The following is a 26,219-nucleotide window of genomic DNA, read 5'->3' on the forward strand; positions in this document are numbered from 1 at the left end:
AGTACAAAGATTATGCCGTTCGATATTTTGGGCAAGGCCCTTGTCGACTATTTTGAGGGCCATTATGACCAAGATATCATCACCCATTCTTCATTGGAAGAAGAAGATGTTTTGCCCCTGCCGTATTTGTTCCGCAACTTCAAAGACATGCCCTTAATAGAACAAAGGGCATTGGAAATTTGTTATGGAAATATTTTGGATATAGGGTGTGGTTCAGGCAGTCATAGCTTATGGCTTCAAGAAATCGGTCTAAATGTTACCGCCTTGGACTCTTCTAAAGGGGCCATTGAAGTTTGTCAAAAAAGAGGTCTTGAAACAACAGTGCTTTCTGAGATACTTGAGTTTAAACAAAATGGTTATGACACCTTACTACTGCTTATGAACGGGATTGGAATTGTCGGCCAGCTTCAAAAATTGAAAGACTTTCTAAATCACTTGAAATCTCTAATGAAACCCAATGGTCAAATACTTTTAGACTCAAGTGATATTATTTACATGTTCGAAATTGATGAAAATGATGGTGGGCACTGGGTTCCAAGAAACGTAGATTATTATGGTGAAGTAGAATTTCAAATGGAATATAAAGGTGAAAAAGGCCCAATTTTTGATTGGCTTTATTTAGATTATTCAACCTTGAACGAATACGCTGCCAGATGCGGATTTAAAACTGAACTGTTGGTTCAGGGTGAACATTACGACTATTTGGCTAAACTTACCTTAACATAATACGATTAAAGTACTGTTTGCGTTTAGTTTAAAATGAATTTTATGAAAAAGTTAGTTCGCTTTAGTTTTGGACTTTTACTACTGGTTTCTTTTGCTTGTTCCAGTGACTCAAGCGGGGACCCTGTAGATGACACACCGACAACTACAGATGACAATGGGGGGCAAACCGGCACTACCGGGGATCCGAGACAGGATTTTCCTGAGAATTTTCAAGCTACGGGTTCATCTGGTGCTGATATTGTTTCCAACGCTGATTTTGATAGGTTGGTGGTACAAATTGCCCATGTAACAGGTTTTAGACCTACCCAGGCGGCTATGGATGCTTTTGAAGAATATTTAAGAGAGCTCACTTTTAAGGAAGATATAACCATCAATTTCTTAGAGCTAGGCTCCCCTGATGAAGAAACTTTAACCCTTTCGGAAATCTCCGAATTTGAAATAGATAACAGAACCAGTTACAATGACGGCAGAACCCTCGCGATTTATATTTATTTCGCGGATTCACCTTCTGATGATGATGAGGAAGATGAAGGTTTGGTCACATTAGGTGCCGTTTACAGAAACACTTCAATGGTCATTTTCGAGTCAACAATTCGTTCTTTAGCCAACCGAAGCGCACTGATAACCCTTGCTGATTTAGAAACGGCTACTTTGAACCATGAGTTTGGACATCTTTTTGGATTGGTTAACCTTGGTACTCCTACAATCAATGACCATGAAGAAACCACTACAGACGAAAACAATGAAGTTATTGGTAATAATCATTGTAATGTAGATGGATGTCTGATGCGGGCAGAATTACAATTTACCGCTGCCAAAAGTTTTGCGGCGAATAGAATTCAAAATCTTCACAATCCATCATGTCAAGTATCGGCGAGTCAATTTATAAAAACACTGGAATCAAGGGTCTCTAAAGGCTTGGTTGCGCCACCAATTATTGATACTGAATGCCGATTGGATATTGAAGCCATTGGGGCTAGGATAACAAGCAACTCGGCTAAGGGATATTAAGGTATTTATGGGTTTGTAATGAGACCTTCCATTTTGGATTCTGCATTACATAATCAACAATCAAGGGCGTTACCTTATCTCTTACGCTCCATTCGGGCTGCAAATACAAAACACAGTCTTCCCCTACTTTTGACGCATGTTCTTCAGCGAAGTTGAAATCGCTTTTGTTATAAACGATTACCTTGAGTTCGTTTGCTTTTTGATGAATATCCCCAAACGGAAGTTTCAACTTTTTTGGTGAAAGACAAATCCAATCCCACACCCCTGTTAACGGATAGGCCCCTGAGGTTTCAATATGCGTTTGTAAGTTTTTTGCTTTCAAGCCTATTGTCAAAGGTCCCATATCCCATGTCAAAGGCTCACCCCCTGTAATAACAATGGTATCTGAATACTTGGAAGCGTTGTCTATGATATGCTCTATTGCAGTAGGTGGATGCTTTTCCGCATCCCAACTTTCCTTAACATCACACCAATGACAGCCCACATCACATCCCCCGATTCGAATGAAATAAGCCGCGGTTCCTTTGTGAAAACCCTCGCCTTGAATGGTGTAGAATTCCTCCATAAGCGGAAGCATTAAACCCTTCTCAACTAAGTTCATTGTTTCGTTCAGCGCCATGGGTCAAAGATACGCTTACCAAACGGGTTGTGAAATGGTTACCATTAACGCTTCAAGGTGAAATTACCGGAGCGTCTCTGGGGTAACCCTTTTAAATCAACAACCTCGAGTATATACCAATAATCAGATGAGGGCAACTGCTGATTCTGATACAAACCGTCCCAACTACTTGAAAATCCGTCCAGCTGTTTCAATAACTTTCCATACCTATCAAAAATTCGTAAAGAAGCGCTTTGATAGATTTCGGGCGTAACACCAAGAACCTCAAGAACATCGTTCTCTCCATCGGCATTAGGTGTAATAAAATTTGAGATTCCAATAACCCCAATTTCAAAGGCATCGCCTCCACAACCATTTTTATCTACGGCGTAGACCGTATGGATTCCTGGCAGTACATCGTTAAAAATGGGTGCATCCTGAAATGGCCCAAATGGATTGTCCAAAGCGAATTCATAGTCTCCCAAACCAAGGTTTTGAGATTGAATCAATATATTGTTCTCCCCATTTTCGAAGGCTGTTGAAACGACGTCTAAACTTAGTTTCGGAGCGGCTGAAACAGTAACTGAGATTGATTTTGAAGGAGAAATACACCCGTCCGCTGAAATCGCTGTAACGGTATAAGTACCTTCAGAGCTCAGCGTTGCAAAACTTTCATTACTGATTACAGTACCATTGGAATCAACCCAACCAAATAAATAATCTCCTTGGGCATTTGTAATTTCAACTGTCTCTGGAAAACCCTCACAAATTTGAATTTCATTGGGCAAATTAAAATCGACCAAAGGCAAAACCTCTAAGCGAACATGTGGTCCAATTCCAAAACAAGAACCGTCGACTTCACTCTCAATACGAACAAAAAGAGTTTGCGAAAATGGAGACTCATTTCTAAAAAAGTTAGTATTATCAATTTCCTCTTCTTCTAACACCGCATTTTCGGCACTCCTGAAAAAACTGGCATTTAAAGACTGACCGGTAGGGAATAATGCCAATAAATCTTCTTCAATCGATTCCAAATCAAATTCATAGACACCATCCGGTTCATCTAAATCACATACTTCAATTTCGGCAACAAAATTTGACGGGAAGGATGTAGTTGAAACATTTAAATTGATTGTTGAAGTTGCATAACAGCCAAAGCTATTCTCTGCCCTAGCGTATACCGTATTCGATATGGCATTTGAAAATGGGGAAGCGTCTATTTGATTTATTGCCATTTGGGCATCATTAATATTCAGATGATACGAAACCAATAATTCATCGTCTCCCATGGTTATGATAGAAGTAGCTTCATTCAGATTGAAATCCACAATCCCATCGGGATTTCCATCTTCATCACAATTACCAAACAAAAAAACCTGTTCTACTATCGGCAAGGGATTTACTGTTGCCAATATTTCGGTACGCTTTCCTTCAGTGCACCCATTCACAGAGGCTACGACATAATAGGAGGTTGTTTCATCTAAAACAGGTGTATTGAAAACGTTGCCTGTGTATAACAAGTTCCCACCTTCGGGAGCATCAAACCAAAGAACGTCACCTTGAGATGTTTCGGCCTCAAGCGCTATACTACCACTACCACAACTACTATTTCTTCTTGCTGAAGAAATAAAAGGGACTGTTAGTCTAGTACTCGCCGATAATTGCAAATCTGGATCATCAGGAAATCCGCCGTATTCCACGATATACCCTTTGGGTTGATAATCCCCAGAATCTGCTCCTTGATTACTTAGATCATTCCATGTGCCTGGTACACCTACATTGGGACTAGTAACATGTGCATAGTGTTCGCCACCACAACAGTTGTTGGGCTCAGAGGTATTCCAAAAGGCGAAATTAGGAGTAGTTCCATTAATGCCTCCATTCCAAAATACGGTCCCCGCTTCTGGGCCAGTCATCCACCGCCAACTTCCTTCAGCATCTCGATCACTGCCCCCTATCCATCCCGCGCCAGCCGCCTGTTCGCCTGAAAGTTGAGCCTCTTCACGCGAGGTTATTGTTGCCAGATAACCTCTGAGACCGAAATAGGTTCTCGATTCAGCCTGGGCTCTGGCATCTTGCCAAGTAATTCCAAAATTTGGAACGTATTCATAATAATGGCCGGTTTTTGGTAGAAAATTTGCTTCACCAATGGTTAAGGAAAACTGTTTTTCTTGAGTTGGATTTTCAGAAGTGCTTTCAAAAACAATATCGTAAACTGCTGGTATTAAATCCGTATAATTGACCGGACCTCCGCCGACACCTCTTAAGGTCAATTTTCCTTCAACGGCATTCCAACTGGTTGTGATATTCGGATGTGAGCCCGAGAGGCTAAGAAGGTCAAATTGTCGCTGATACCCAACCGATATTTGTACAAAAAAGGCTTCTATTTCAGTATCATCTGGGTCTTCTATGGAAAATGAAGAAACAACATTTAGTTGAGATTGCGGGCAGTAGACAAAATCTCCTTGGGCCGAAACCACAGGAGGGGCATTTGTTTGAGCCAATCCCCCTTGCATTTGAAAAACACAGAAAGTGATTAACAATAAATAACTTGCAATTTTATTGGTCAAATTCAATGGGAGCGCATTAGAGTGCAAACTATGAAATTGAAAGGGTAGCCACAAATCTTGCGGCTAATCGGATATATTTAAAAGACTAATTGCTTGAATTTATTAGAATAGCTATTTCACAGCAATTACATCAATTTCAATTTTAGCCCCAACGGCCAAACCTGCCGCGGCGTAGGTTGTACGAGCGGGTTTCTTCTTGAAATATCTAATATAAACCTCGTTGAAAGCCTTAAAATCGTTGATATCGCTTAAGATAACGGTACATTTAACCACATTATCCAGGGTCAAACCATGATACCGCAATACGCCTTCGATATTTTTAATGGCCTGCTCTGTTTCACCTTGTATTCCTCCTTCTGCTAATTGCCCTTTTGACCTGTCCATTCCAATTTGCCCTGCAAGAAAAAATAAGTTACCTGCTTGAACAGCTTCACTGAAAGGGGCACTGGCCCTAGCAGGATTCTCAGGTTTATGAAATTTGATTTCGGTCGCATTTTGTCCCAAAATGGCATGACTGCAAAAGAATGCTACAACAGCTAAGAGTATTAAAGGTTTTCTCATGGCAATTTTTTGTTGGTTTATAATTTCATGATTTATGGCTAAATGTAAAAATTACACTTTAAAAGATAGCATACGGACTTTCGATTTTACACTTTATTTAAATCCTTATTTTTAGCACAAATTGAATGCGATGGATATCAAAGAAAAATTCTTTGCAACTATAGAAAAAGGTTACGCTACAAAAGGGGATTTTATCACCATGGGCGCGGGTATGGTAAATGGCGAGACGGTTACCGAGGCCTTTATTAAAGTTCCGCTTAAAACCTTGAACCGCCACGGATTGATTGCTGGGGCAACAGGTACTGGTAAGACCAAGACCTTGCAGGTAATTGCTGAAAACCTCTCCGAAAAAGGAATTCCCGTATTGCTAATGGATTTAAAAGGTGACCTCAGCGGTATTGCGCAACCAAGCCCTGGCCATCCTAAAATAGACGAACGGCATGAAGCCATTGGGCTTCCTTTTGAGGCCAAGGGTTTTCCTGTCGAGATAATGTCGCTCTCAGAGCAAGATGGTGTTCGATTAAGGGCTACGGTATCCGAATTTGGGCCCGTTTTACTTTCAAGAATTTTAGATTTAACGGTAACCCAAGAAGGTATAGTGGCAGTGGTATTCAAGTATTGTGATGACAATAAACTACCACTTCTTGACCTTAATGATTTTAAAAAGGTCTTGCAATATGCAACCGGAGAAGGAAAAAAGGAATTTCAATCAGAATATGGCCGAATTTCTACCAGTTCGACAGGCACCATTTTGAGAAAGATTATTGAATTGGAGCAGCAAGGAGCTGATTTGTTCTTTGGAGAAAAGTCATTTGAAGTTGATGATTTAACTAGAATTGATGAGAATGGGCGAGGGTATATCAACATCATTCGCTTGACCGATATTCAAGATAAGCCCAAACTGTTCTCAACTTTTATGCTGAGCTTGCTAGCGGAGATTTATGGCACTTTTCCAGAGCAAGGCGATAGTGACAGACCCGAACTTATTTTGTTCATTGATGAAGCTCATCTAATATTTGATAATGCCTCCAAAGCATTGTTGGACCAAATCGAAAGTATTGTTAAGTTAATTCGTTCAAAGGGAATCGGATTATATTTTGTGACCCAAAACCCAACTGACGTACCTGAGGATGTATTGGCCCAATTAGGATTGAAAGTACAACATGCTTTAAGGGCTTTTACCGCAAAAGACAGAAAGGCTATTAAACTAACAGCTCAAAACTATCCTGATTCTGAGTTTTATAAAACGGAAGAGGTATTGACTTCTTTGGGTATTGGTGAGGCCTTAATTTCCGCTTTGGATGAAAAAGGGCGCCCTACACCTCTTGCAGCAACTATGCTCAGGGCACCAATGAGCCGAATGGATGTTCTAACTGATAAGGAATTGAAAGAGGCACTCGGAAAATCCAAACTCATCAAAAAATACAATGAAGTTATCGATAGGGAAAGTGCCTACGAAATATTGAATGAAAAAATAGAAAAGGCAGAAAAGGAAGCCGAGAAAGAAAAAGCAAAAAAAACAACCACCAGAAAGAGCAGTTCACGCAGTAGAAGTACTCGAATGAATCCTGTAGTAAAGGTTTTGACCAGTGCTACTTTTATTAGGGGGGTTTTAGGTGTATTGAAAAAAGTTATTCGCTAAAATTTTTAAAGAGATGAGAAATACGGTTTACATCTTGATTGCAAGTGTCTTTTTAATGGTGATTGCTTGTCAAAAACAAGATTCCAACTTTTTAGTAAGCGAGACCTCTATTGGTCAATTCAACAAAGAAGTAATATTTGCAGATGTAGAGGCTTTGGTCGGTGAAGGATTCGTTGAAAAAGATACCTTTCAATTAAAAGAGGGCGAAAATCCCAAAAAAATAAAAGTTTTTGAAAAGGGAGGAAAGCATTTACTAACACTCACTGCAAGTAATGATAGTATACCAAAAATTGAAAACATCAATATCATCGATGCACGGTACACCACAGGTGAGGGATTAAACTTAAAAAGCACCTTTAAGGATATTCAAGACGCCTATGAGATAAAGAAAATTGTAACCACTTTGAACAGTGTGGTAATCTTTCCTAAAAGCAGTAATCTTTATTTTACCATTGATAAAAGTGAATTGCCTGCAAATTTGCGGTTCACCAGCTCAAATATCGAAGCTGTGCAAATACCGGATGATGCAAGAATAAAGTACTTGATGTTGGGGTGGACCCATTAAAATTTACAAGAGACCATACTTTTCAGGATGCTTCAATATTTTAGGACTGTTCTCCCGCATCCATTGGGTCAGTTCAAGAAGACGTTCTACATATTGCGCACCAAAATCGGTTAAGTTGTATTCAACCCTTATGGGCACCTCTGGGTAAGCCTTGCGCTCAATGTAGCCATCTGCTTCCAAAACCTTGAGCCGTTGACTTAAAACCTTATTGGAGATTCCGTATACGTATTTCTTTATTTTATTGAACCGTAAAACAGGAAAATAACCAAGCCACAATAAAATCAATATACTCCACTGATCCGAGGAAGCTGACATCACATCTCGAACAGTACATAGTTCAGGAAGGTTCTTTCGGTCTAGGTGACCGAACATTTTTTCCAATTTTTTTTGACGTTCAACTAATTGATTTTCACTTATAGTTTCCATTTGTTCACTAGGTTAGGGATTCGTGACTTCTTTTTAATTCGATCAGGATTGTTTAATTTTAGTTTCAATTGTAGAGTAAGTTACAAAAAGTAACCATATGAGAAAAATTATAAAGGCATTAATAGCCTTCACTTATGGTAAGTGGTTCAACTTTTGGGTTAACGTAAATCCTCGAAACACCGCAAAAAAAGCATTCGATGTATTTTGTACCATTCGCTTAGGAAAGGTTTTACCAAATCAGAAAGCATTTCTGGATGCGGCAAAATTAGATGTTAAGGAAGTTGCCGGTCACCAAATACAATCCTATCATTGGTCAGGAAAGAAAGGTCCGATTTTATTGATGCACGGTTGGGAGAGTAATACGTTTCGATGGCGAAATTTTATCAATATGCTGCGTGCCAAAGATTTTGAAATCTTTGCGTTTGATGCTCCCTCCCATGGTTATTCTTCAGGCAAGAAACTTCATGTGCCACTTTATGCAGAGGCAACACAACATGTATTGGAGGCCTATCGACCCAAATGGGTGGTTGCCCATTCGGTTGGTGGTATGACCATCAACTATACCCATTTTCTTAATCCAGATACTACTGTTGAGAAGGTAGTTACCATTGGTTCTCCAAGCGAGTTCAGTCAATTTATGGATTCCTATCAAAAAATTGTTCCCTTTAATAATAAGGTTAGAATGGCTATGGACTCCTATTTAAAGGAGTGGTTGGGCTTTCATTTTAAGGAATTCTCGAGTGCCCGATTCGTGAGTAACAGCACAAAAAAAGGACTTTTATTTCATGACAAATATGATTTGCAAGTTCCCTACACCGAATCTGTTCGTGTTCATGAAAATTGGGAAGGTAGCGAACTCAGGTTAACAGAAGGCCTTGGGCACTCCATGCATCAAAAACAGGTCAATGAAGACATCATATCCTTTCTAGAGTCCTAAATTTGAAAGTAAATTAGGATAGCTTATTTTTAGTTCAACCTTTTATTTTTATCACAATGAATATCGCACCTTTTCATGTAGCAATACCAGTGCATAATTTAGCTGAATGTAGGATTTTCTATCGAGAAATATTAGGCTGCGAAGAAGGTCGAAGTAGTGACCATTGGGTCGATTTCAACCTTTTTGGTCACCAAGTGGTTATCCATTACAAACCAAAATCAGAAGAAGAATTACACACCAATGCCGTCGATGGAAAAAACGTTCCTGTTCCCCATTACGGTGTCGTTTTGCCATGGGATACATTTGAATCTTTTTCTGCCAACCTAAAATCAAAAGGAATATCTTTTGTTATTGAACCTTATATAAGATTCGAAGGCCAAGCTGGTGAACAAGCAACAATGTTTTTTCTTGATCCTGCCGGTAACGCCTTAGAATTTAAGGCGTTCAAAGATATTGCTCAGTTATTCGCAAAGTAAGGATACTCGAAATCTTCAGGCAAAGAACACTACCCACAACACCAGAAAATAAGCTGATAACAAAAGAACAAGCCACAGACTTTTTTTAAGTTTTCTTTGAATGTGCGCCCAATTTTTCTGTTTCCCCTGAAGGTATTCTCCTTGGGTTTCTTGATTTGGAGAATCGGTCAAGTGATGCTCTTGGTAATTCAAAATCCATGGTTTTCATAGTTTGAAACCGAATTTTGTAATAAGTCACATACTTAGGCCAATTTAGGTTAGGTACATTGCCCAAATGATACCCAGGTATGCTAAAATCGTTAAAATGAGACAATACAATAAGAATTGATTTTCTCTTATCATTTGGGAAAATCGATTTGTAAATCTATTTTTTTGATATCCCAAATACCCTTTGTTTTTGTTTGCTTTATTGGTCTCCACGGTCATTAATTGATCTGTATTCGACTCGTAGGAAACAACGCACTCGACAAAGTCACATTCTTATGAAAATTTTAACGCTAAAAGAGGTATTGTGCTATAAACGTGGCAATTAAAACTTCTCGCCTTTTGAACGGGCAAATGTCTATACTATTGGTATCTCCAACTTGTGAGGTCGGCGCCATCAGGGGCAGATTCTTCAATTCGTTTCATGATTTTTGGAACATACATACTATTATATCGTAATCTACTGATGTGGTTCGGATTTTCTTGATCACCATTCCAACAGTGTTCGGCGCGATCACCATAGTCAACTTCACCTTCATAGTAGGGGTCAGAGGTGTTTTCTAGGAAGTCTTCCATCAGATAGACCGCATTATTCAGGTAATAATTGTCCATATCACCGCAATAGATATGGATTTTTCCTCGTAGTTTTTCCCCAAGTTTATCCCAGTCCCTTTCTAGTATATGTCGTAAATCATAATTCTCCTTCCAAAATTCAGCAACTTCAGGATTGATATCACCAGACATTTTATCCCACAATCGCACAGGATAACCATCCGCTCCCTGTGGCGAATAGGTTGCCTCCCAAATATCCCATTGTTGACCTGAACGTGATTTGGTACCTAGAACCAGTTCTAAATGATTGTACTCCAAAACTGAATTTTGGACGTGCCCTAGGTAATCGCGGTGGGCCGGCACTTCCAATCTTTTATGCTCACTAGGATAGAAATAAGCATTTTCATCTTCATATATATTGGTCAAACAATATGCCCTGAAATCAATTGGGTCAGGGCAAGCGGCAAAACAACCGTTATATTCATCAGGATACTTTACCTGTACTGCCAAAGCCTCCCAGCCCCCTGTCGAACCTCCGTATAAAAATCTTGACCATCCTTCACCCAATCCTCGGAATTCCTTTTCAATATGTGGTATGAGCTCATAGGTAATTGCATCACCATAGGGCCCTTGACTTTCAGAGTTCACAGCATAGGAGTCGTCATAGTACGGTGTTGGATGTTGAATTTCAATAATCAAAAATCTTGGAAAATCAGGGTCATTCCATCTTTTATAGAAGTCAAAAGCCTCTTGTTGCTGTAAAATGTTATACCCTTCTACATTGAACCTGGCCGAAAAATCAGGTTCTAAATTAGCATCGGGCGGTGTGGTTCTAAATCCTCCAAAATCACTAGGGAAATGGCCATGAAAAATCATTAAGGGGTATTTTGCTTCTGGATGTTCATGAAATCCTTTTGGCAGCAAAACATGTGCTCCGAGATACATATCCCTACCCCAAAATTCTGAGAGCTTTTCTGACTTAATCTTGATATGTTTTATCCATTCGGTGTCTTCAGGCTCTTCAATAGGTGGAATGACCTTATTCATTTGAACCGTCATATTTTCAATTCCGTTTTCGCCAATAGTTATTTTAAAAGGTTCGCTGTACAAGTTACCGGGTGAACGATTCCATTGCTGGCCTTCACCGTTATCCATTGGTAATTTTACGGTATGGCCGGTTGATAGATTAAATGTTTCATATGTATGAAGCAACGCTTGTACTGAATACTCTCCGGGGGGAACATCTTTCAAGCTTTTGTATGGGAAGCCAAAGTTGGATTCATCAAATACCATGGCTTCGCCTGGTTTCATTCCTTCAACATCCATTCCGAAAATGGGCTGGGCATTTAGACCAGCATTTATCTGAAAACGCGGCTCTCTCTTGTCATTGGAAGAAAGTATAAGAAGTAATCGTCCATCCAAAGTTTCTGAACTGACTTCCTCAGAAAATATCACCGCCACTTGAATTGAATTTGAATCTTCCGGTTTACAATTGGCAAAGAAAATGACACAAGCCACTAAGTATAGGTAATTCGTTTTCATATCGGTTGATTTTCCTTTGAAGATACATAATTACGATTTCCTTATAAGTACTAATGCTAAAAAGGCTTTTCGATAAATAAGCAACTTGTCGAATTGCAAACTCTGAAAACAAGATGTTTGGCCCAATTGCGTTATTCCTATTATATGGAATCCCAAACGCCACATATAAACATGAAAGTTATCCTACTACTACTAACCGTATTCTTTACGATTATGGCAGTCTCAAGCTGTACCAATGATGAAGGTGAGGATTTAGAAATTCTAACTCCTGAAGAGCAAGAAGAACAACTAGAAGCGAAAGCTATGAAATAGCTGCTTTAACCCATTCTTCGCTGTCTTGCCAAAAGCGTATTTTTTAGTAACATCGCGATGGTCATGGGTCCAACTCCGCCAGGAACTGGTGTTATATAACTCGCTTTTGGTGATACCTCGGCAAAATCGACATCACCAGTGATGTAATAGCCTTTTTCCTTGGTTTCATCAGCGACCCTTGTAATTCCGACATCAATGATGACAACACCATCTTTGACCATATCGGCTTTCAAAAAGTCTGGAGACCCCAAAGCAGAAACTATAATATCTGCTTTTGTGGTAAACTCTTTTAAATCTGCGGTTCTACTGTGCGTAATGGTTACAGTGGAATTTGCGGCCTTTCCTTTTTGACTCATTAAAATACTTATGGGCCTACCGACAATATGACTCCGACCAATGACAACCGTATGTTTTCCTTCGGTATCCACATCGTATCGACGAAGTAATTCCATTATACCAAATGGCGTGGCTGGAATAAAGGTTTCCATATCAAGAGCCATTTTGCCAAAGTTGGTAGGATGAAACCCATCGACATCTTTATCAGGATGAACGGTCATCAATACTTTTTCCTCGTCAATATGTTTTGGAAGAGGTAGCTGAACAATGTAACCATCTATGTCATCATCGTTATTTAGCTTATTAACCTGCTCCAATAATTCTTCTTCGGTAGTCTCTTCTGGAAGATGTACCAACGTAGATTCAAATCCTATTTTTTTACATGAGCGCACTTTACTGCCAACATAAGTCAGACTTGCACCATCATTACCAACTAAAACAGCGGCCAAATGGGGAACTTTTTCCCCACGTTCTTTCATTTCAGCAACCTCAACGGCAATTTCTTCCTTGATTGCATTCGATATTTTCTTACCGTCCAATAATTCCATTAGCGCATGTTTTGCATCATTTGCATCATTTGTTTTCCTTTACTTCCCTGCATCATCTTCATCATTTTACTCATCTGGTCGAACTGTTTCAATAGTTGGTTTACATCTTGAATGCTACGCCCACTGCCTGTTGCAATACGTTTTTTTCTACTTGAATTCAACATTGAAGGATTGGAACGTTCTTGGGGAGTCATTGAATAAATCATGGCTTCAATATGTTTGAAGGCATCATCATCAATTTCAATTCCTTTTAGTGCTTTTCCCATACCAGGAATCATACCCATCAGATCTTTCATATTACCCATCTTTTTAATTTGATGGATTTGAGAAAGAAAATCATCAAAACCAAACCTGTTCTTCGCAATTTTCTTTTGAATTTTTCTGGCTTGCTCCTCATCAAATTGCTCTTGGGCACGTTCTACCAGAGAAACTACATCACCCATCCCAAGAATTCTATCGGCCATCCTAGAAGGATAGAAGACATCTATGGCTTCCATCTTTTCACCCGTACCTATGAATTTTATTGGTTTATTGACAACTGATTTAATTGAAATTGCTGCTCCACCGCGAGTATCACCGTCTAATTTTGTTAGAATGACACCATCGAAATTCAATACATCGTTGAAGGCTTTTGCAGTATTCACAGCATCTTGTCCTGTCATCGAATCTACGACGAACAATGTCTCTTGAGGCTCTATAGCTTTGTGGATGTTTGAAATTTCATCCATCATTTGTTCGTCAACGGCCAGTCGACCAGCGGTATCAATAATAACTACATTGCAACCTAGTTCCTTCGCCTTTTTTATACCATCTTTAGCAATAGCAACTGGATTAGTGTTACCCCTGTCAGAATAGACCTCTACCCCTATTTGCTCCCCAACAATATGCAATTGGTCAATCGCCGCAGGTCGGTATACATCACAAGCTACCAACAAAGGTTTTTTGGTCTTTTTCTTAAGTAAAAAATTGGCAAGTTTACCTGAGAAGGTTGTCTTACCAGAACCTTGCAGACCTGACATTAAAATCACCGAAGGGTTTCCTGTTAGGTTTAACTCAGCAGCATCACCACCCATGAGCTCGGTCAATTCATCTTTGACAATTTTGACCATTAATTGACCTGGCTTCAGGTTGGTCAAAACGTTTTGGCCCAGCGCCTTTTCCCTTACGGTATTGGTAAATTCCTTGGCTATTTTGAAGTTAACATCGGCATCTAATAGTGCACGACGAACTTCTTTCATAGTTTCGGCAACATTGATTTCGGTAATCTTACCGTGGCCCTTTAAATTATGGAGGGCTTTATCTAGTTTATCACTTAAATTATCAAACATCGATTATCGGCATTTTTGGAGAAAGGCAAATTTAAGAAATACCAAAGGACTGCCTAATCTTTTAAGGCCCTAAAACGAAAAAGGACGGCCTTGGGGCGGACCGTCCTTTAAATAGATGTGGGGCAAAAACTTAAGGTTTCTTTTCGAATACCAAGGTTTTGAAGTTAACTTCTTCGTCCTCGTAAACCAGCATAACACGGTCTGTGTTAACTTCAGTTACATACCAAGGCTCAGTAAGTTCACCGAGTGGGGCGCTATCTCCCATATTCAGATAAAAAACCAGGTTTCCTTCAGTATCACGAACCACTCTCCAAACTCCGTTTGCAATAGGGTCGTCATTAATACTTACTTCAACTTGATTGAACATTGAAAAACCAAAGTCCATATCAGCATAATCTTCAGTTGAATTAACACCTTCATCATCGTACATAGCTACGTTCCACAGACCACCGCCCATAACGATGTTTCTGATTTCACCTACATCGCCATCTTCTGGGTCTTCACAGATTTTTTCAATAATAAGTTTATAACCAATTGTCTCATCGTACATTTTAATCCAGTCGGTCTTTACAATACTTTCACCATCAATTTCAACTAATGGCCATTCAAATGTTAAGGCGCCTTCCATCTCAAAAGTCAATGATAATGTACGATGTCCTTCGTCGTTTGCTCCAACCTCATAAGTTCCTGGTATTTCGGTAAGGCCATCACTTAAGACTACCATACCCTCTTCACCAAAAATCAATCCGAAACCTAACAACCTATCCAAATCTTCATTTTGAAGCTCTAGGTCTTTTATCAACCATTCGCATTCCTTCAGAGTATTGATGAGGGTTTCTACACTAATGATACCGTTATCGTTACCACCATCACCGTTGTCCCCACCATTATCATCTCCATGGTCATCTTCACAATAACGCTTCAGAATTAAGCGATTGTCATTATCGTTATAGAATTTGATTTTTCCTTCTTCGATTTCATAAACCAACCAAGTTGCACTAAAATCAACATAGTCACCAAAAGCCAATTCTATCAATACACCATTAGGAGTAAATTCAAAAGCCCATTCACCTGAAGACATATTGCCTGCCGGACCTGTAACCTCTACTGTTCCGTCAGCATTGAAATCGAACATAAAACCTTCGTACTGACCCAACTGGTCTGCACCGAACCTACGGATATCACGCAACTTCCATGGGCATTCTGTTAGATACTCAACAAAATGTTCTTCATTAAAATCATCATCATTGTAATCATCGTCGTCGTCTTCATCGCACTCATCTTTGGCAGCTTCCAAAGCCATAGCCAACTCTGCATTGTTTTCAACAACAATTTCAGTTCCATCATACTTTTTCAAGGTCACGGGATAATCCAAACTCACCAAGTCGTCCTCTTGAAGATTTGCAAAGAATCGGCGAAGTTCCCTGTCACTATTGATTACTACCTCACCGGTAACTTGCGAATTCACATCAAAAGTGAAAAGTGTTATTGGGTAAACGAAATCAATACATTCTATATCATCGTCACCTCCACCTTCGATACATTCTTCAGCTAATTCTCGCAACTGTTCCTTGCTTTCAATAACTAATTCGGTATAATCAGCGTATACTATTGTGATAGGGAATAGAATATCAACAATGTCTTCGTCCGTATCAAAGGCATCGAATAATTCTTCAATAACCCTTAAATCTTCAATTGAATCAATTGTTATTTGAATTCCTGCAACCTCAACGGTGTACGGAAATTGAATGGCAAAACAACTTGCCTCATCTACAATGTTATCAAAAGAACCATCTTGGGCAGAGGTATTCTGAATTAAATTGGCGGTTGTGGAACCGGCTTCAATCGTTTCTTGTTCTTCGCCACCTATATCTTCAAACTCTTCTTGACAAGAGGCAAAAAGCAACACAATAGATAAGATGAAAACACGTAAAAAATTGGGGGTAAAAGTTTTCATAATGATTTGGAATTTTCGTTTTACATCAATGAAACAACCTTCAAGCACAAAACCCTACCAACCACGTTAATTTTATTTAAAATATCTTTGAACACATAGCGATTTAAGGCCAATATGAACAACGTTTGCGAGGAAAAGGTTTTCAATTCAATCTTCAATTCTAATTCTAAAACCGTTTACAATTACATTTATTATAAGTTCGGCAATGAAGAAAAATCATATGATGCCGTTCAAGAGGCTTTTGTAAAACTATGGGAAAACTGTGCCAAAGTATCCCCTGAAAAAGCAAAATCATATTTATATACCGTTGCGAACAATTTATATTTAAATGTGATAAAGGCAGAAAAAGTACGTTTAAAGTATGCCGACCTTCATTCAAATACCACAACCAATGAGTCACCAGAGTATGTATTGGAAGAAAAACAGTTTCAGGAAAAACTGAACAATGCCCTTGATGCTTTGCCTGAAAACCAAAGAACAACATTTCTTTTGAATCGAATTGATGGCAAGAAGTATGCAGAAATTGCTGAAATGGAGGGAGTAAGTGTAAAAGCCATTGAAAAACGTATGCACTTGGCATTAAAATCCTTAAGGGAAAAAATTGATGGTATATGAAACCTATTCATAAAAAAGTAGGGTTTTTGAATTCTAAGTTGTTCTAACCATGGAAAAGGAAAACAAAATGCAAGAAAATTACTTGGCCAAATGGTTGAACAACGAACTCTCTGATGAGGAGTTGGCGACTTTTAAAGAAAGTACCGAGTATTCTTCTTATAAGCGAATCGCAGAAACTTCCAAAGGAATATTATCTCCAAAATTCGATTCAGATAGGGCTTGGGCGGATATTAGTTCTAAAGTTTTAAAAACTGCAGAAGAGCCCAAGGTTATTGCTTTTCGTCCTTATAAAAACTTTTTACGGGTTGCTGCGGTTTTGGCTTTGCTTTTGACCGGTTCATATTTTTATTTGAATACCCTTGATACCACTGTAAAAACCCAATTGGCAGAACAATCAGAAGTGTTATTGCCTGATAACTCTGAAATCTTTTTAAATGCTGATTCTAGAGTTTCATTCAGTGAACGAAATTGGGATGATGAGCGCAACGTTAGTTTAAACGGTGAGGCCTTCTTTAAAGTGGCCAAAGGGAAAAAATTTACGGTTTCCACCGATCAAGGCAAAGTTTCCGTGCTAGGCACCCAATTTAATGTAGAAAATCGAGAGGGCTTTTTTGAGGTTACCTGCTACGAAGGTTTGGTTGGTGTCACCTTTAATGGTACCGACCGTAAACTACCAGCAGGAAGTTCATTCGTTGTGGTCAATGGTGAAATAAAACTTTTTGAAGAACCTAAAAATGGTCAGCCTTCATGGATGATGAAAGAAAGTTCATTTAAAAGTATTCCTCTAAAATATGTTCTTGCAGAACTTGAACGACAATTCAATATTGTTGTCGAGACCAAAGATGTAAATACATCCCAACTTTTTACAGGTACCTTTAGCAACACCAATTTAAAATTAGCGTTAGAAAGTATTAGTACTCCTACCCAAATTCGTTATAACTTGGGCGAGGAAAAGGTACTTTTCTATGCAGGGGACACGCCGTAAAACACTATTACCATTCTTGGGAATAATCCTATTCCTGTTTTTTACTGCCTGCCACGCTCAAAAATCAAGGCTACTTAAAGATTTAATACCCCAAATTGAACAGCGGTTTGATGTGAAATTTTCATACTTGGATGAAGATTTAAATGGTATAGAATTACCTCCGCAAGAATACAGTTCATTAGCCAATTTTTTGGAAGTTATATCAGCCGAGACGGAGCTCATTTTGTCCAAAATTAACGAACGCTATTATAGCCTTGTTCGACCCCAAAACGTTTCTATCTGCGGTAGGGTACTCGATAATTTTGCAAAAAATACCGTTCCAGGTGCTACCGTTGAATTGCTCGATATGGACAGGGCCCTAGTGACAGATATTGATGGCTACTTTAAAATGGATAATGTACCTCGCGGAGCGATGCTAAAAATTCGGTATTTGGGCTACATCATAAAATTTGTGCCTGTCGATGAGCTTTCCAACACAGAAGGATGCACTGAAATTCTTTTGGCTGAGCGTCGAGAGATTTTGGAAGAGGTCGTGGTCTATCAATTTTTAACATCTGGCATAACCAAAAATGAAGATGCCAGTATTCTTTTGAACACTGCTGATCTCGGAATTTTACCTGGCTTGATTGAACCGGATGTTCTCCAAACTGTTCAAGCACTACCCGGAATCAAGAGTATTGATGAAACCGTCTCTGACATCAATGTTCGGGGAGGAACGAACGATCAAAACCTAATCCTTTGGAATGGTATAAAAATTTACCAGTCAGGACATTTTTTCGGACTCATTTCGGCTTTTAACCCATACCTAATCAAAGATGTCCGCATTTATAAAAATGGAACGCCTACACAATTTGGTGATGGTGTTAGCAGTGTTATTAGCATGAAAACCAATAACGAACTTGATGGCGTCTTTAATGGTGGAGCGGGAATTAGTCTTATATCAGGCGATGTTTTTGGGCAAATTCCGATTCGAGACAACTTGGAGTTTCAGTTCTCAGGTAGGCGTTCTGCAACCGACTTTCTCAACACCCCAACCTACAATAGCTTTACCGAGCGTGCTTTTCAAGATTCAGAAGTGGAAGACGAACAGAATCAACGAATCGCGCAAAATTTTGACCGAGAAGAGGATTTCTATTTCTATGATTTTTCTGGGAAAGTTCTGTACGATTTGAACGAAGATCACAAGATTCGATTCAGTTTTATAGTAATGGACAATGATCTGGATTACAATGAAACCAATACGAATACCAATGAAACAACACGAAGTTTTTTAGATCAAACGAATATTTCGGCAGGTATTCAATGGTTGGGTAAATGGTCTGCAAAATTTTCGGCCGAAGCCAATGTATATTTCTCAAAGTATAATTTAATGGCTATAGGCATTCAAGCCAATCAAATACAGCAACTCTTTCAAGAGAATGAAGTTGATGAAAGGGCCTTAAAATTTGATACAAAGTTTGAATTTTCAGACAAAGTTCATTGGAACAATGGTTTCGAATATATCGAAACTGGCATCACCAATATTTCAGATGTTACCCAGCCACCTTTTCAAAGTAATATTACTTCCGTAATCAGAAAATATGCTCCTTTCAGTCAATTTGCAATTCGAACGTTTGAAGACAGGTTCATTGCATCGGCTGGGGTCCGATTTAACTATCTTCTAAATCTTGCACAAGAGGGCGCATCATTTAATAAAGTATTAATCGAACCGCGACTTAACCTAAATTTTAGGATGGCCAAACATCTTCGAGCTCAGATTCTGGGTGAATTTAAAAGTCAGACCACAAATCAAATTATTGATTTGGAACAAAACTTCCTTGGTATCGAAAAACGTAGATGGATATTATCCGATAACGAGCTACTTCCGATTACCCAAAGTAAGCAGGCGTCAATTGGTCTGAATTATGATAAAAATGGCTTCTATTTTGGTCTGGAAGGCTTTTACAAAAGAGTTGATGGCATAAGTGTTTTAACACAAGGTTTTCAGAACGAAGGACAATTTAATGGGGATGAAATTGGGAGTTATGACGTTAGAGGAGTAGAATTATTACTAAATAAAAAAGGAGAGAATACTAGCACTTGGTTAGGTTATACCTACAATAAAAACGATTATACTTTTGATGGAATTCCACCCAACTCTTTCCCAAACAATCTTGATGTTAGGCATACAATCACCTTGGCAACTACATACGACCTACGAAATCTTAAATTAGGACTTGGACTGAACTATCGTACAGGCAAACCGTTCACCGAACCTGATGAGACGGACCCACTTGATGATTTATTTACCCCCAATAGGATTAATTACAAAACCCCCAATAGCAGCCGTTTACCAGAATATTTCAGGATGGATGCCTCAGCTACCTATAAATTCAATATTGGTCGGACCATTAAGGCTAACGCAGGTGTTTCACTATTGAACCTTACGAACCGAAAGAATATTTTGAACAAATATTACCGAGTTTCAAATAACAGTGAAATTGAAACTATCGAAAATCAATCGTTAGGTATTACCCCAAATTTCAGTTTTAGGGTGAGTTTTTAGCGTTCTCAACTTTTGACATGACGATAACATGTGGAAACGTTATCGCTGCTAAAACATATAGAAGTATCGTAATAAAATAGTCCACCTTTTCCCTTAGAATAAAATAAAGAATCGCTAATCCTAAGATTGATATTCCCCAATACAACCAAGATGTTTTTAAGTATTTAAGGATACTTAACCTGTCTGAATTCCCGTATAGAAAAACCATTTGGTCGTTCAAAGAAGGAATACTGTGCCAGAAGATGAAATAAATGGCAAAAGCCCAAGATAACGAGGCAGTTTTGAATACAATTGCAAACACCACGAACATAAAAAGCTCTCGAAATACATCTACCCTTAAAAGACGGTTTTTAACCATGACTGTAAATAGAATTAAGAACACACCAAGAGACATTACAAACACAACCAAATACACTTTTGGTGACAAAGTCAATGATGTAATTTCATAAATAATTGAAGAAACCTCGTTTATTCTTAGATAGAATATCATAAACAAAATGGAAAAACCGTAGGCAAAAAACAGAATGATTTCCCACCAGAGTTCTTTTACCAGGTTAGATTTAAAATGTTGCTCCCCAAAATGATAGGCACTAATACAAACAAAAAAGAGCAAGGCAAGGCTCTTAGATACAAGAAACAATAATGAAACAAGTATTACCACAACTATATATGGTAATAGTATCTTTCTGATTCTCTGATTTTTAGATTTTAATCGACTAGCTATAAAAATATCATTGGCACCGTGTAAAACCCCAAAAGTCAGTATCAATCCATAAGCCATATAATCTTGGACCTGCTCAGAAAACTGGGTTGATAACCAAAGCGAAAAAAAAGTAATGACAATGAGCCAATTTTTCATTTTGACATTTTACAGATACAATGTTTAAAGATAATTCATAAATTTTAAACAAAAAATATCAAATTGTGTTTAACTTTATATATATTTGGCTTCAACAAAATTAAATAACTCAATATATATGAAGTCTTTATTTCTTAATCTGCCTATGATGGCAGACGTGACAAAGATCGTTAATGACGATTATGTCGGTTTTACATTTTTTGTAGGCTGTATGGCTATGATGGCTGCTTCAGCTTTTTTCTTTTTATCAATGAATAATTTTGATAGAAAGTGGAAAACATCTATCCTGGTTTCAGGACTGATTACTTTTATCGCTGCTGTACACTATTGGTACATGCGTGACTACTGGGCTGCTTTCGGAGAATCACCTACCTTTTTCCGTTATGTGGACTGGACTCTTACAGTACCATTAATGTGTGTTGAATTCTATCTCATACTTAAAGTTGCTGGAGCCCAAAAATCCTTAATGTGGAAATTGATTTTAGCTTCTGTTGTTATGCTTGTCACCGGTTACTTTGGTGAGGCTGTTTACACAACTGGTTCCGGACCAGCTGTTTGGGGCTTCATTTCTGCAGTTGCTTATTTCTACATTGTTTATGAAATCTGGTTAGGGTCTGCAAAGAAATTGGCAGAGGCAGCAGGTGGAGCAACTTTGAAAGCACACAAAATGTTATGCTGGTTCGTACTCGTAGGATGGGCAATTTATCCATTAGGATATATGGCAGGTACTGAAGGATGGTATTCAGGTCTTGGTAACCTAGGATTAAATATGGATGTTATCTACAATATTGGTGACGCCATCAACAAAATTGGTTTTGGTCTTGTAGTCTATGGCGCTGCTGTAGCTGCCCAAAACAATGACTAATTCAAATACTTCCTTAATTTAGTTGGTTACTAATAGGAAGGGCCTCCATCTCAAGATGGGGGCTTTTCCTTTTTATGGGTAATTCAGCATTTTACCAACATATTGGTATACCCCAGGGTATTCTTGTTTCAATGCGATTGGTTGTTCAAAAAATACCTCCACCAACACTGCGAAATATTCCACAAAATTTGATTGGGCATATTCTCGAAATAAAGTACTTGATTTTAGTTTGTCTTGAAAGTGTGCTGTTTCATATTGGTTTTTTAAACGCATCAAACCAACTTTAAATCGCATAGCTTCCCATGTAGATTTCTTTCGTGTTTCTATCATCAAAGCATGGGTGACCTCATGAATCCCCAGATTTACGCCATCATTCGGTATACCGTAACCCTCTTTCAAATCTTCAGCGGAAAAAACAAGGGTTTTTAAACGAGGGTTGTATTCCCCAATATGATGTTTTCTGGAAATACGTGAACAATATTTGCTCGGATACACAACGATTCTAGAAACTGAATTCTGATATTTAAAATTTCGCATACCCATGGTTACCAATATGGCCGATGCAGCTACATATGCCCTAATCTCTTCCTTATTTTGAATATCTCCGTAAAAAATAAATCGCTTCTTTGATTTAAACCATGCAAATCGTTTCAAGAATTGTCGCCGCTGTTCAGGATTAAAGTCGTGAAACGGTTTAAGAAATTGTGAAATGAATTGTCTTTCCTTGGCTCCTATTGGTTTTATCGGATGAAAGACATGAAATAGCGTAAACTTTTCATTGGCAAAATACTCATATGCTACTTTTATGATTACAAAAAACAATCCTGCGGCCAACAACAAGGCATAAAATTGTTTTTCGGTCTCTGTATAGTACGATTCCATTACATTCGTTCAGGAACCTCAACACCTAAAAGTCTGAATGCCGATTGAATAGTTTGACCAACTTTTGTGCTCAGTTGAATCCTGAAATTTCTAATTGCAGCATCTCCCTCACCTAAAATCGAAACTTGTTGGTAGAATGAGTTAAACTCTTTTACGAGGTCATAAGTGTAGTTTGCAATTAGGGCTGGGCTATGATTATCAGCTGCCTCCTGAATTTTTTCAGGGAATTGCTGAATTATCTTAATCAACTCTTTCTCTTTTTCATGTAATACCATGCTTACCTGAACCGATGAAGTAATATCCCCTGCCTTTCGCAAGATTGATTGAATTCGAGCATAGGTATACTGAATAAAAGGACCTGTATTACCTTGAAAATCAACTGACTCTTCAGGATTAAATAGAATTCTTTTTTTGGGATCTACTTTAAGAATATAGTATTTCAATGCCCCGAGGCCTATTGTACGATACAGCTCTTTTTTTTCTTCATCGGAATAACCATCCAGTTTTCCTAATTCTTCAGAAATTTCAGCAGCAGTCTTCTCCATGCTTTTGACTAAATCATCAGCATCTACTACGGTACCTTCCCTACTCTTCATTTTACCTGAGGGCAGGTCTACCATTCCATAACTCAAATGGAATAACTTTTCGGCCCAAGAATACCCTAATTTTTTAAGAATCAAAAACAGCACTTTAAAGTGGTAGTCTTGTTCATTACCAACAGTATAGACCATTCCATTTATATCAGGGAAATCAGTAACGCGTTGAATGGCGGTGCCGATATCTTGAGTCATATAGACTGCGGTGCCATCTGCTCGTAGTACAATTTTTTCATCTAGACCTTCGTCAGTTAGGTCAATCCATACACTACCATCTTCCTTTTTGAAGAAAATGTCTTTATCTAAACCTTCTTTAACCACATTACGACCTAATAGGTAGGTATCACTCTCGTAATAAAGTTTATCAAAATCAACACCAAGGTTTTTATAGGTAACCTCAAAGCCATCATAAACCCAACTATTCATCATCTTCCAAAGCTTCACTATTTCTTCATCGCCAGCCTCCCATTTTCTTAACATGTTTTGGGCTTCCAATAAAATAGGCGCTTCTTTTTCAGCGACTTTCTTTTCCTTTCCTTCCGAAATAAGTTGGGCTATTTCTTCTTTGTAGGTTTTATCAAAAACGACATAATACTTACCTACCAAGTGGTCTCCCTTCATTCCCACGGACTCAGGGGTTTCTCCATCACCAAATTTTTTCCATGCCAACATACTTTTACAAATATGTATACCCCTATCATTGATTATTTGGGTCTTGTAAACCTTATGCCCAGCGGCTTTTAAAATTTCCGAAACTGAGTATCCCAACAAGACATTTCTGATATGGCCGAGGTGCAGTGGCTTGTTGGTGTTGGGAGATGAATACTCCACCATTCTGGCATCTTTTGAATTTGGCTTTTGGTAACCGAAGTTTTCATTTTCTAGTATTGACTTAAAAAATGTAAGATAATACGAGTCGGAAATAACCAAATTTAAAAAGCCTTTGACCACATTGAACTTGGCGATTTCATCAACATTGGTTTCTAAGTACTCCCCTATTTTAGATCCTATTTCAACAGGATTGCCCCGAACCACTTTTAACATCGGAAAGACCACAACCGTTATGTCGCCTTCAAAATCTTTTCGGGTAGGTTGAAATTCGACAGAAGACAGTTCTGCATCGAACAATGATTTAAAAGCCTCCTTAACCTTAAGTTCCAATACCTGTAATAACTGCATCAACGCTTCATTTTCAGGCAGCAAAACTACGTTTTTATGACAAGATTAAGAACCAAAATGCTGTTTGAGTCTTAATTTTAAAAAAACCATTGTTAATGGAACATCTTCAGGTCGCGGAACCGGTTTTAGCTTCTTTGGATATTTATAAAACAGTGGAGTTTTATCAGACCAAACTTGGTTTTGACCGCGTAGGCTGGAAAGATAAAAACTATGCCATTGTACATAGAGATAATATTTCTATCCATTTTTGGAAGTGCAATAACAAAATACATCCTGAAAATACTAGCTGCTACATAAGGGTTAAAGACGTAGATGGCCTTTTTAAAGAACTGGAACCAATGGGAGTAATTCACCCGAATGGTCCATTAGACGATCAACCTTGGGGAATGCGTGAATTTGCAATTCTGGATGGTGATGGAAATATGATTCGATTTGGACAATCTTCAACTGTTACATAATGTTACTGAACGTTAGCTACAACGATAAAAAAATAAGGGAAAGAATAGATGCAGAAGTTGGCAAACCATTTACACTAAAAGAACGTTTTCAACTTGGTGGTATAGGTTCTCCTAAATTGGAAATAACGGAAGCCAGTGCCGAAATTCGAAACCTTTTGATTCTAGATAATAATGCCGATTGCTGCAACATAGAATTGCGGCCTAAGGGTATTATTTTAGGATTTCGCTCACTCTTGGAATCCTATGCGCTGATTATTCCATTTTATAAATTGACCATCTACAAAGGAGACTTGGCCATATATTCCATTTATCGAGACCATTATTTTGTCAAGGTAAAATCAGATACGAAGGCAGTTCAAAAATTCTTCAAAAAATTATTGAATTATAAAGCAGACAATGCCCCAACTTCATTTGAAGATCTATAGATTAAAATTCCATTCTTAAAAACAACACCATGAAAACCAAACGATTGACCACTATATTTTTGCTATTCAGCTTTGTCTTGTTGTACCCACAAGATAGTACTGGACATAATGATAAAATAGCGGTTGAAAGTGCCATTAAAGATTACGTAGAGGCTCTCTATAAGGTTGAACCGTATAAGATAGAACGTAGTGTAGATACCACATTGAGCAAAGTCGGTTATTGGTTTGATGAAAAGGATGGTAGCTATCGTGATAATTTACGGATGACCTATCAACAATTGTATGACTTAGCAGGTAGTTGGAATATTGATGGAGACAGAATCACAAAAGATTCTCCTCAAGAAATCACAATCTATGAGGTAAACGACAAAACTGCTGTAGCAAAACTCAAAGCAGAATGGGGTATTGATATTTTTCATCTGGCGAAGGTCAATGATAAATGGAAAATCTATAATATCATCTGGCAAAGTCATCCAAAGTAGCCTAAACGTGATTTTGATGATTCCTTTTAAAGTCTAA

25 protein-coding genes are annotated in these 26,219 nt (G+C 38.4%); 14 read left to right on the plus strand and 11 right to left on the minus strand.

Annotated elements, in window-relative coordinates; translation table 11 throughout:
* The first annotated feature begins 12 nt into the window (after positions 1–12).
* Together HCU67_RS14525 and HCU67_RS14530 are read left to right on the plus strand one after the other, a co-directional pair.
* Positions 13–726 carry a class I SAM-dependent methyltransferase gene (locus tag HCU67_RS14525; protein ID WP_168553315.1) on the plus strand — a complete coding sequence of 238 codons (714 nt, stop codon included), beginning with the start codon at positions 13–15 and terminating at the stop codon, positions 724–726.
* Between the two features lie 42 nt (positions 727–768).
* A complete protein-coding gene (locus HCU67_RS14530; protein ID WP_168553316.1) occupies positions 769–1,737 on the plus strand; it encodes a hypothetical protein in 969 nt (322 codons plus the stop codon).
* On the opposite strand, the gene HCU67_RS14535 is transcribed toward HCU67_RS14530, so the two are convergent.
* The 3 genes from HCU67_RS14535 to HCU67_RS14545 all read right to left on the minus strand — a co-directional run bounded on the left by HCU67_RS14535 (position 1,724) and on the right by HCU67_RS14545 (position 5,466).
* Positions 1,724–2,356 carry a 7-carboxy-7-deazaguanine synthase QueE gene (locus tag HCU67_RS14535; RefSeq protein WP_168553317.1) on the minus strand — a complete coding sequence of 211 codons (633 nt, stop codon included), beginning with the start codon at positions 2,354–2,356 and terminating at the stop codon, positions 1,724–1,726. The genes HCU67_RS14530 and HCU67_RS14535 overlap by 14 nt on opposite strands.
* A gap of 44 nt (positions 2,357–2,400) precedes the next feature.
* Positions 2,401–4,839: a T9SS type B sorting domain-containing protein gene (locus HCU67_RS14540; protein WP_168553318.1), complete on the minus strand. Its 2,439-nt coding sequence runs from the start codon at positions 4,837–4,839 to the stop codon at positions 2,401–2,403.
* Positions 4,840–5,016: 177 nt separating this feature from the next.
* Positions 5,017–5,466, minus strand: coding sequence for a RidA family protein (locus HCU67_RS14545; RefSeq protein ID WP_168553319.1), 450 nt, complete (start codon positions 5,464–5,466; stop codon positions 5,017–5,019).
* Positions 5,467–5,596: 130 nt separating this feature from the next.
* Here HCU67_RS14545 and HCU67_RS14550 point away from each other — a divergent pair, with 130 nt between their 5' ends.
* Both HCU67_RS14550 and HCU67_RS14555 read left to right on the plus strand, forming a co-directional pair.
* Positions 5,597–7,108, plus strand: coding sequence for a helicase HerA-like domain-containing protein (locus tag HCU67_RS14550; RefSeq protein WP_168553320.1), 1,512 nt, complete (start codon positions 5,597–5,599; stop codon positions 7,106–7,108).
* Positions 7,109–7,121: 13 nt separating this feature from the next.
* A complete protein-coding gene (locus HCU67_RS14555; protein WP_168553321.1) occupies positions 7,122–7,673 on the plus strand; it encodes a hypothetical protein in 552 nt (183 codons plus the stop codon).
* A 3-nt stretch (positions 7,674–7,676) separates the two neighbouring features.
* Here the strand turns inward: HCU67_RS14555 and HCU67_RS14560 are convergent, their stop codons facing one another.
* Entirely contained in the window at positions 7,677–8,099 is a 423-nt protein-coding gene (locus HCU67_RS14560; protein WP_168553322.1) for a winged helix-turn-helix transcriptional regulator, read from the minus strand.
* Positions 8,100–8,196: 97 nt separating this feature from the next.
* On the opposite strand from HCU67_RS14560, the gene HCU67_RS14565 reads away from it, so the two are divergent.
* A complete protein-coding gene (locus HCU67_RS14565; RefSeq protein WP_168553323.1) occupies positions 8,197–9,036 on the plus strand; it encodes an alpha/beta fold hydrolase in 840 nt (279 codons plus the stop codon).
* Between the two features lie 56 nt (positions 9,037–9,092).
* The gene (locus tag HCU67_RS14570) at positions 9,093–9,512 is read left to right on the plus strand and encodes a VOC family protein (protein WP_168553324.1); all 420 of its coding nucleotides are present in this window, start codon (positions 9,093–9,095) and stop codon (positions 9,510–9,512) included.
* Positions 9,513–10,079: 567 nt separating this feature from the next.
* Here HCU67_RS14570 and HCU67_RS14575 read toward each other — a convergent pair.
* Positions 10,080–11,810 (minus strand): alpha/beta hydrolase-fold protein, encoded by a 1,731-nt coding sequence (locus HCU67_RS14575; RefSeq protein ID WP_168553325.1) that lies wholly within the window; start codon positions 11,808–11,810, stop codon positions 10,080–10,082.
* Positions 11,811–11,981: 171 nt separating this feature from the next.
* Between HCU67_RS14575 and HCU67_RS14580 the strand changes: the two genes are divergently transcribed.
* Complete coding sequence (locus HCU67_RS14580) at positions 11,982–12,122, plus strand: hypothetical protein (protein ID WP_168553326.1); 141 nt, start codon at positions 11,982–11,984, stop codon at positions 12,120–12,122.
* 5 nt (positions 12,123–12,127) lie between these two features.
* Here HCU67_RS14580 and folD read toward each other — a convergent pair whose 3' ends face one another.
* From folD to HCU67_RS14595, 3 genes are all read right to left on the minus strand, one after another.
* Positions 12,128–13,006 (minus strand): bifunctional methylenetetrahydrofolate dehydrogenase/methenyltetrahydrofolate cyclohydrolase FolD, encoded by an 879-nt coding sequence (gene folD / locus HCU67_RS14585; protein WP_168553327.1) that lies wholly within the window; start codon positions 13,004–13,006, stop codon positions 12,128–12,130.
* Positions 13,006–14,334 carry a signal recognition particle protein gene (gene ffh, locus HCU67_RS14590; RefSeq protein WP_168553328.1) on the minus strand — a complete coding sequence of 443 codons (1,329 nt, stop codon included), beginning with the start codon at positions 14,332–14,334 and terminating at the stop codon, positions 13,006–13,008. Before ffh ends, folD begins: the two co-directional genes overlap by 1 nt.
* Positions 14,335–14,464: 130 nt before the next feature.
* Positions 14,465–16,291, minus strand: coding sequence for a hypothetical protein (locus HCU67_RS14595; RefSeq protein WP_168553329.1), 1,827 nt, complete (start codon positions 16,289–16,291; stop codon positions 14,465–14,467).
* A 114-nt stretch (positions 16,292–16,405) separates the two neighbouring features.
* On the opposite strand from HCU67_RS14595, the gene HCU67_RS14600 reads away from it, so the two are divergent.
* Genes HCU67_RS14600 through HCU67_RS14610 form a run of 3 tightly spaced genes read left to right on the plus strand, consistent with a single transcriptional unit; the run spans position 16,406 to position 20,436 of the window.
* The gene (locus HCU67_RS14600; RefSeq protein ID WP_168553330.1) at positions 16,406–16,906 is read left to right on the plus strand and encodes an RNA polymerase sigma factor; all 501 of its coding nucleotides are present in this window, start codon (positions 16,406–16,408) and stop codon (positions 16,904–16,906) included.
* A gap of 49 nt (positions 16,907–16,955) precedes the next feature.
* The gene (locus HCU67_RS14605) at positions 16,956–17,891 is read left to right on the plus strand and encodes a FecR family protein (RefSeq protein ID WP_246865792.1); all 936 of its coding nucleotides are present in this window, start codon (positions 16,956–16,958) and stop codon (positions 17,889–17,891) included.
* Complete coding sequence (locus tag HCU67_RS14610; protein ID WP_168553331.1) at positions 17,872–20,436, plus strand: TonB-dependent receptor; 2,565 nt, start codon at positions 17,872–17,874, stop codon at positions 20,434–20,436. Before HCU67_RS14605 ends, HCU67_RS14610 begins: the two co-directional genes overlap by 20 nt.
* Here the strand turns inward: HCU67_RS14610 and HCU67_RS14615 are convergent.
* Positions 20,420–21,295 carry a Brp/Blh family beta-carotene 15,15'-dioxygenase gene (locus HCU67_RS14615; protein WP_168553332.1) on the minus strand — a complete coding sequence of 292 codons (876 nt, stop codon included), beginning with the start codon at positions 21,293–21,295 and terminating at the stop codon, positions 20,420–20,422. The genes HCU67_RS14610 and HCU67_RS14615 overlap by 17 nt on opposite strands.
* A 118-nt stretch (positions 21,296–21,413) precedes the next feature.
* Here HCU67_RS14615 and HCU67_RS14620 point away from each other — a divergent pair, with 118 nt between their 5' ends.
* Positions 21,414–22,160: a bacteriorhodopsin-like gene (locus HCU67_RS14620; RefSeq protein ID WP_168553333.1), complete on the plus strand. Its 747-nt coding sequence runs from the start codon at positions 21,414–21,416 to the stop codon at positions 22,158–22,160.
* Between the two features lie 72 nt (positions 22,161–22,232).
* Here HCU67_RS14620 and HCU67_RS14625 read toward each other — a convergent pair whose 3' ends face one another.
* Together HCU67_RS14625 and argS are read right to left on the minus strand one after the other, a co-directional pair.
* A complete protein-coding gene (locus tag HCU67_RS14625; protein ID WP_168553334.1) occupies positions 22,233–23,042 on the minus strand; it encodes a zinc-dependent peptidase in 810 nt (269 codons plus the stop codon).
* Positions 23,042–24,817, minus strand: a complete 1,776-nt coding sequence (gene argS / locus HCU67_RS14630) for an arginine--tRNA ligase (RefSeq protein ID WP_168553335.1) — start codon at positions 24,815–24,817, stop codon at positions 23,042–23,044. Before argS ends, HCU67_RS14625 begins: the two co-directional genes overlap by 1 nt.
* Before the next feature lie 95 nt (positions 24,818–24,912).
* Between argS and HCU67_RS14635 the strand changes: the two genes are divergently transcribed.
* From HCU67_RS14635 to HCU67_RS14645, 3 genes are read left to right on the plus strand one after another with little or no spacing between them, the layout of a single operon-like run.
* Entirely contained in the window at positions 24,913–25,275 is a 363-nt protein-coding gene (locus HCU67_RS14635; RefSeq protein WP_168553336.1) for a bleomycin resistance protein, read from the plus strand.
* A complete protein-coding gene (locus tag HCU67_RS14640) occupies positions 25,275–25,700 on the plus strand; it encodes a hypothetical protein (RefSeq protein WP_168553337.1) in 426 nt (141 codons plus the stop codon). Before HCU67_RS14635 ends, HCU67_RS14640 begins: the two co-directional genes overlap by 1 nt.
* 29 nt (positions 25,701–25,729) lie before the next feature.
* Complete coding sequence (locus tag HCU67_RS14645; RefSeq protein ID WP_168553338.1) at positions 25,730–26,182, plus strand: nuclear transport factor 2 family protein; 453 nt, start codon at positions 25,730–25,732, stop codon at positions 26,180–26,182.
* The last annotated feature ends 37 nt before the right edge of the window (positions 26,183–26,219 follow it).

It is taken from the genome of Croceivirga thetidis (genome assembly GCF_012272815.1).
Classification (GTDB): Bacteria; Bacteroidota; Bacteroidia; order Flavobacteriales; family Flavobacteriaceae; genus Croceivirga; species Croceivirga thetidis.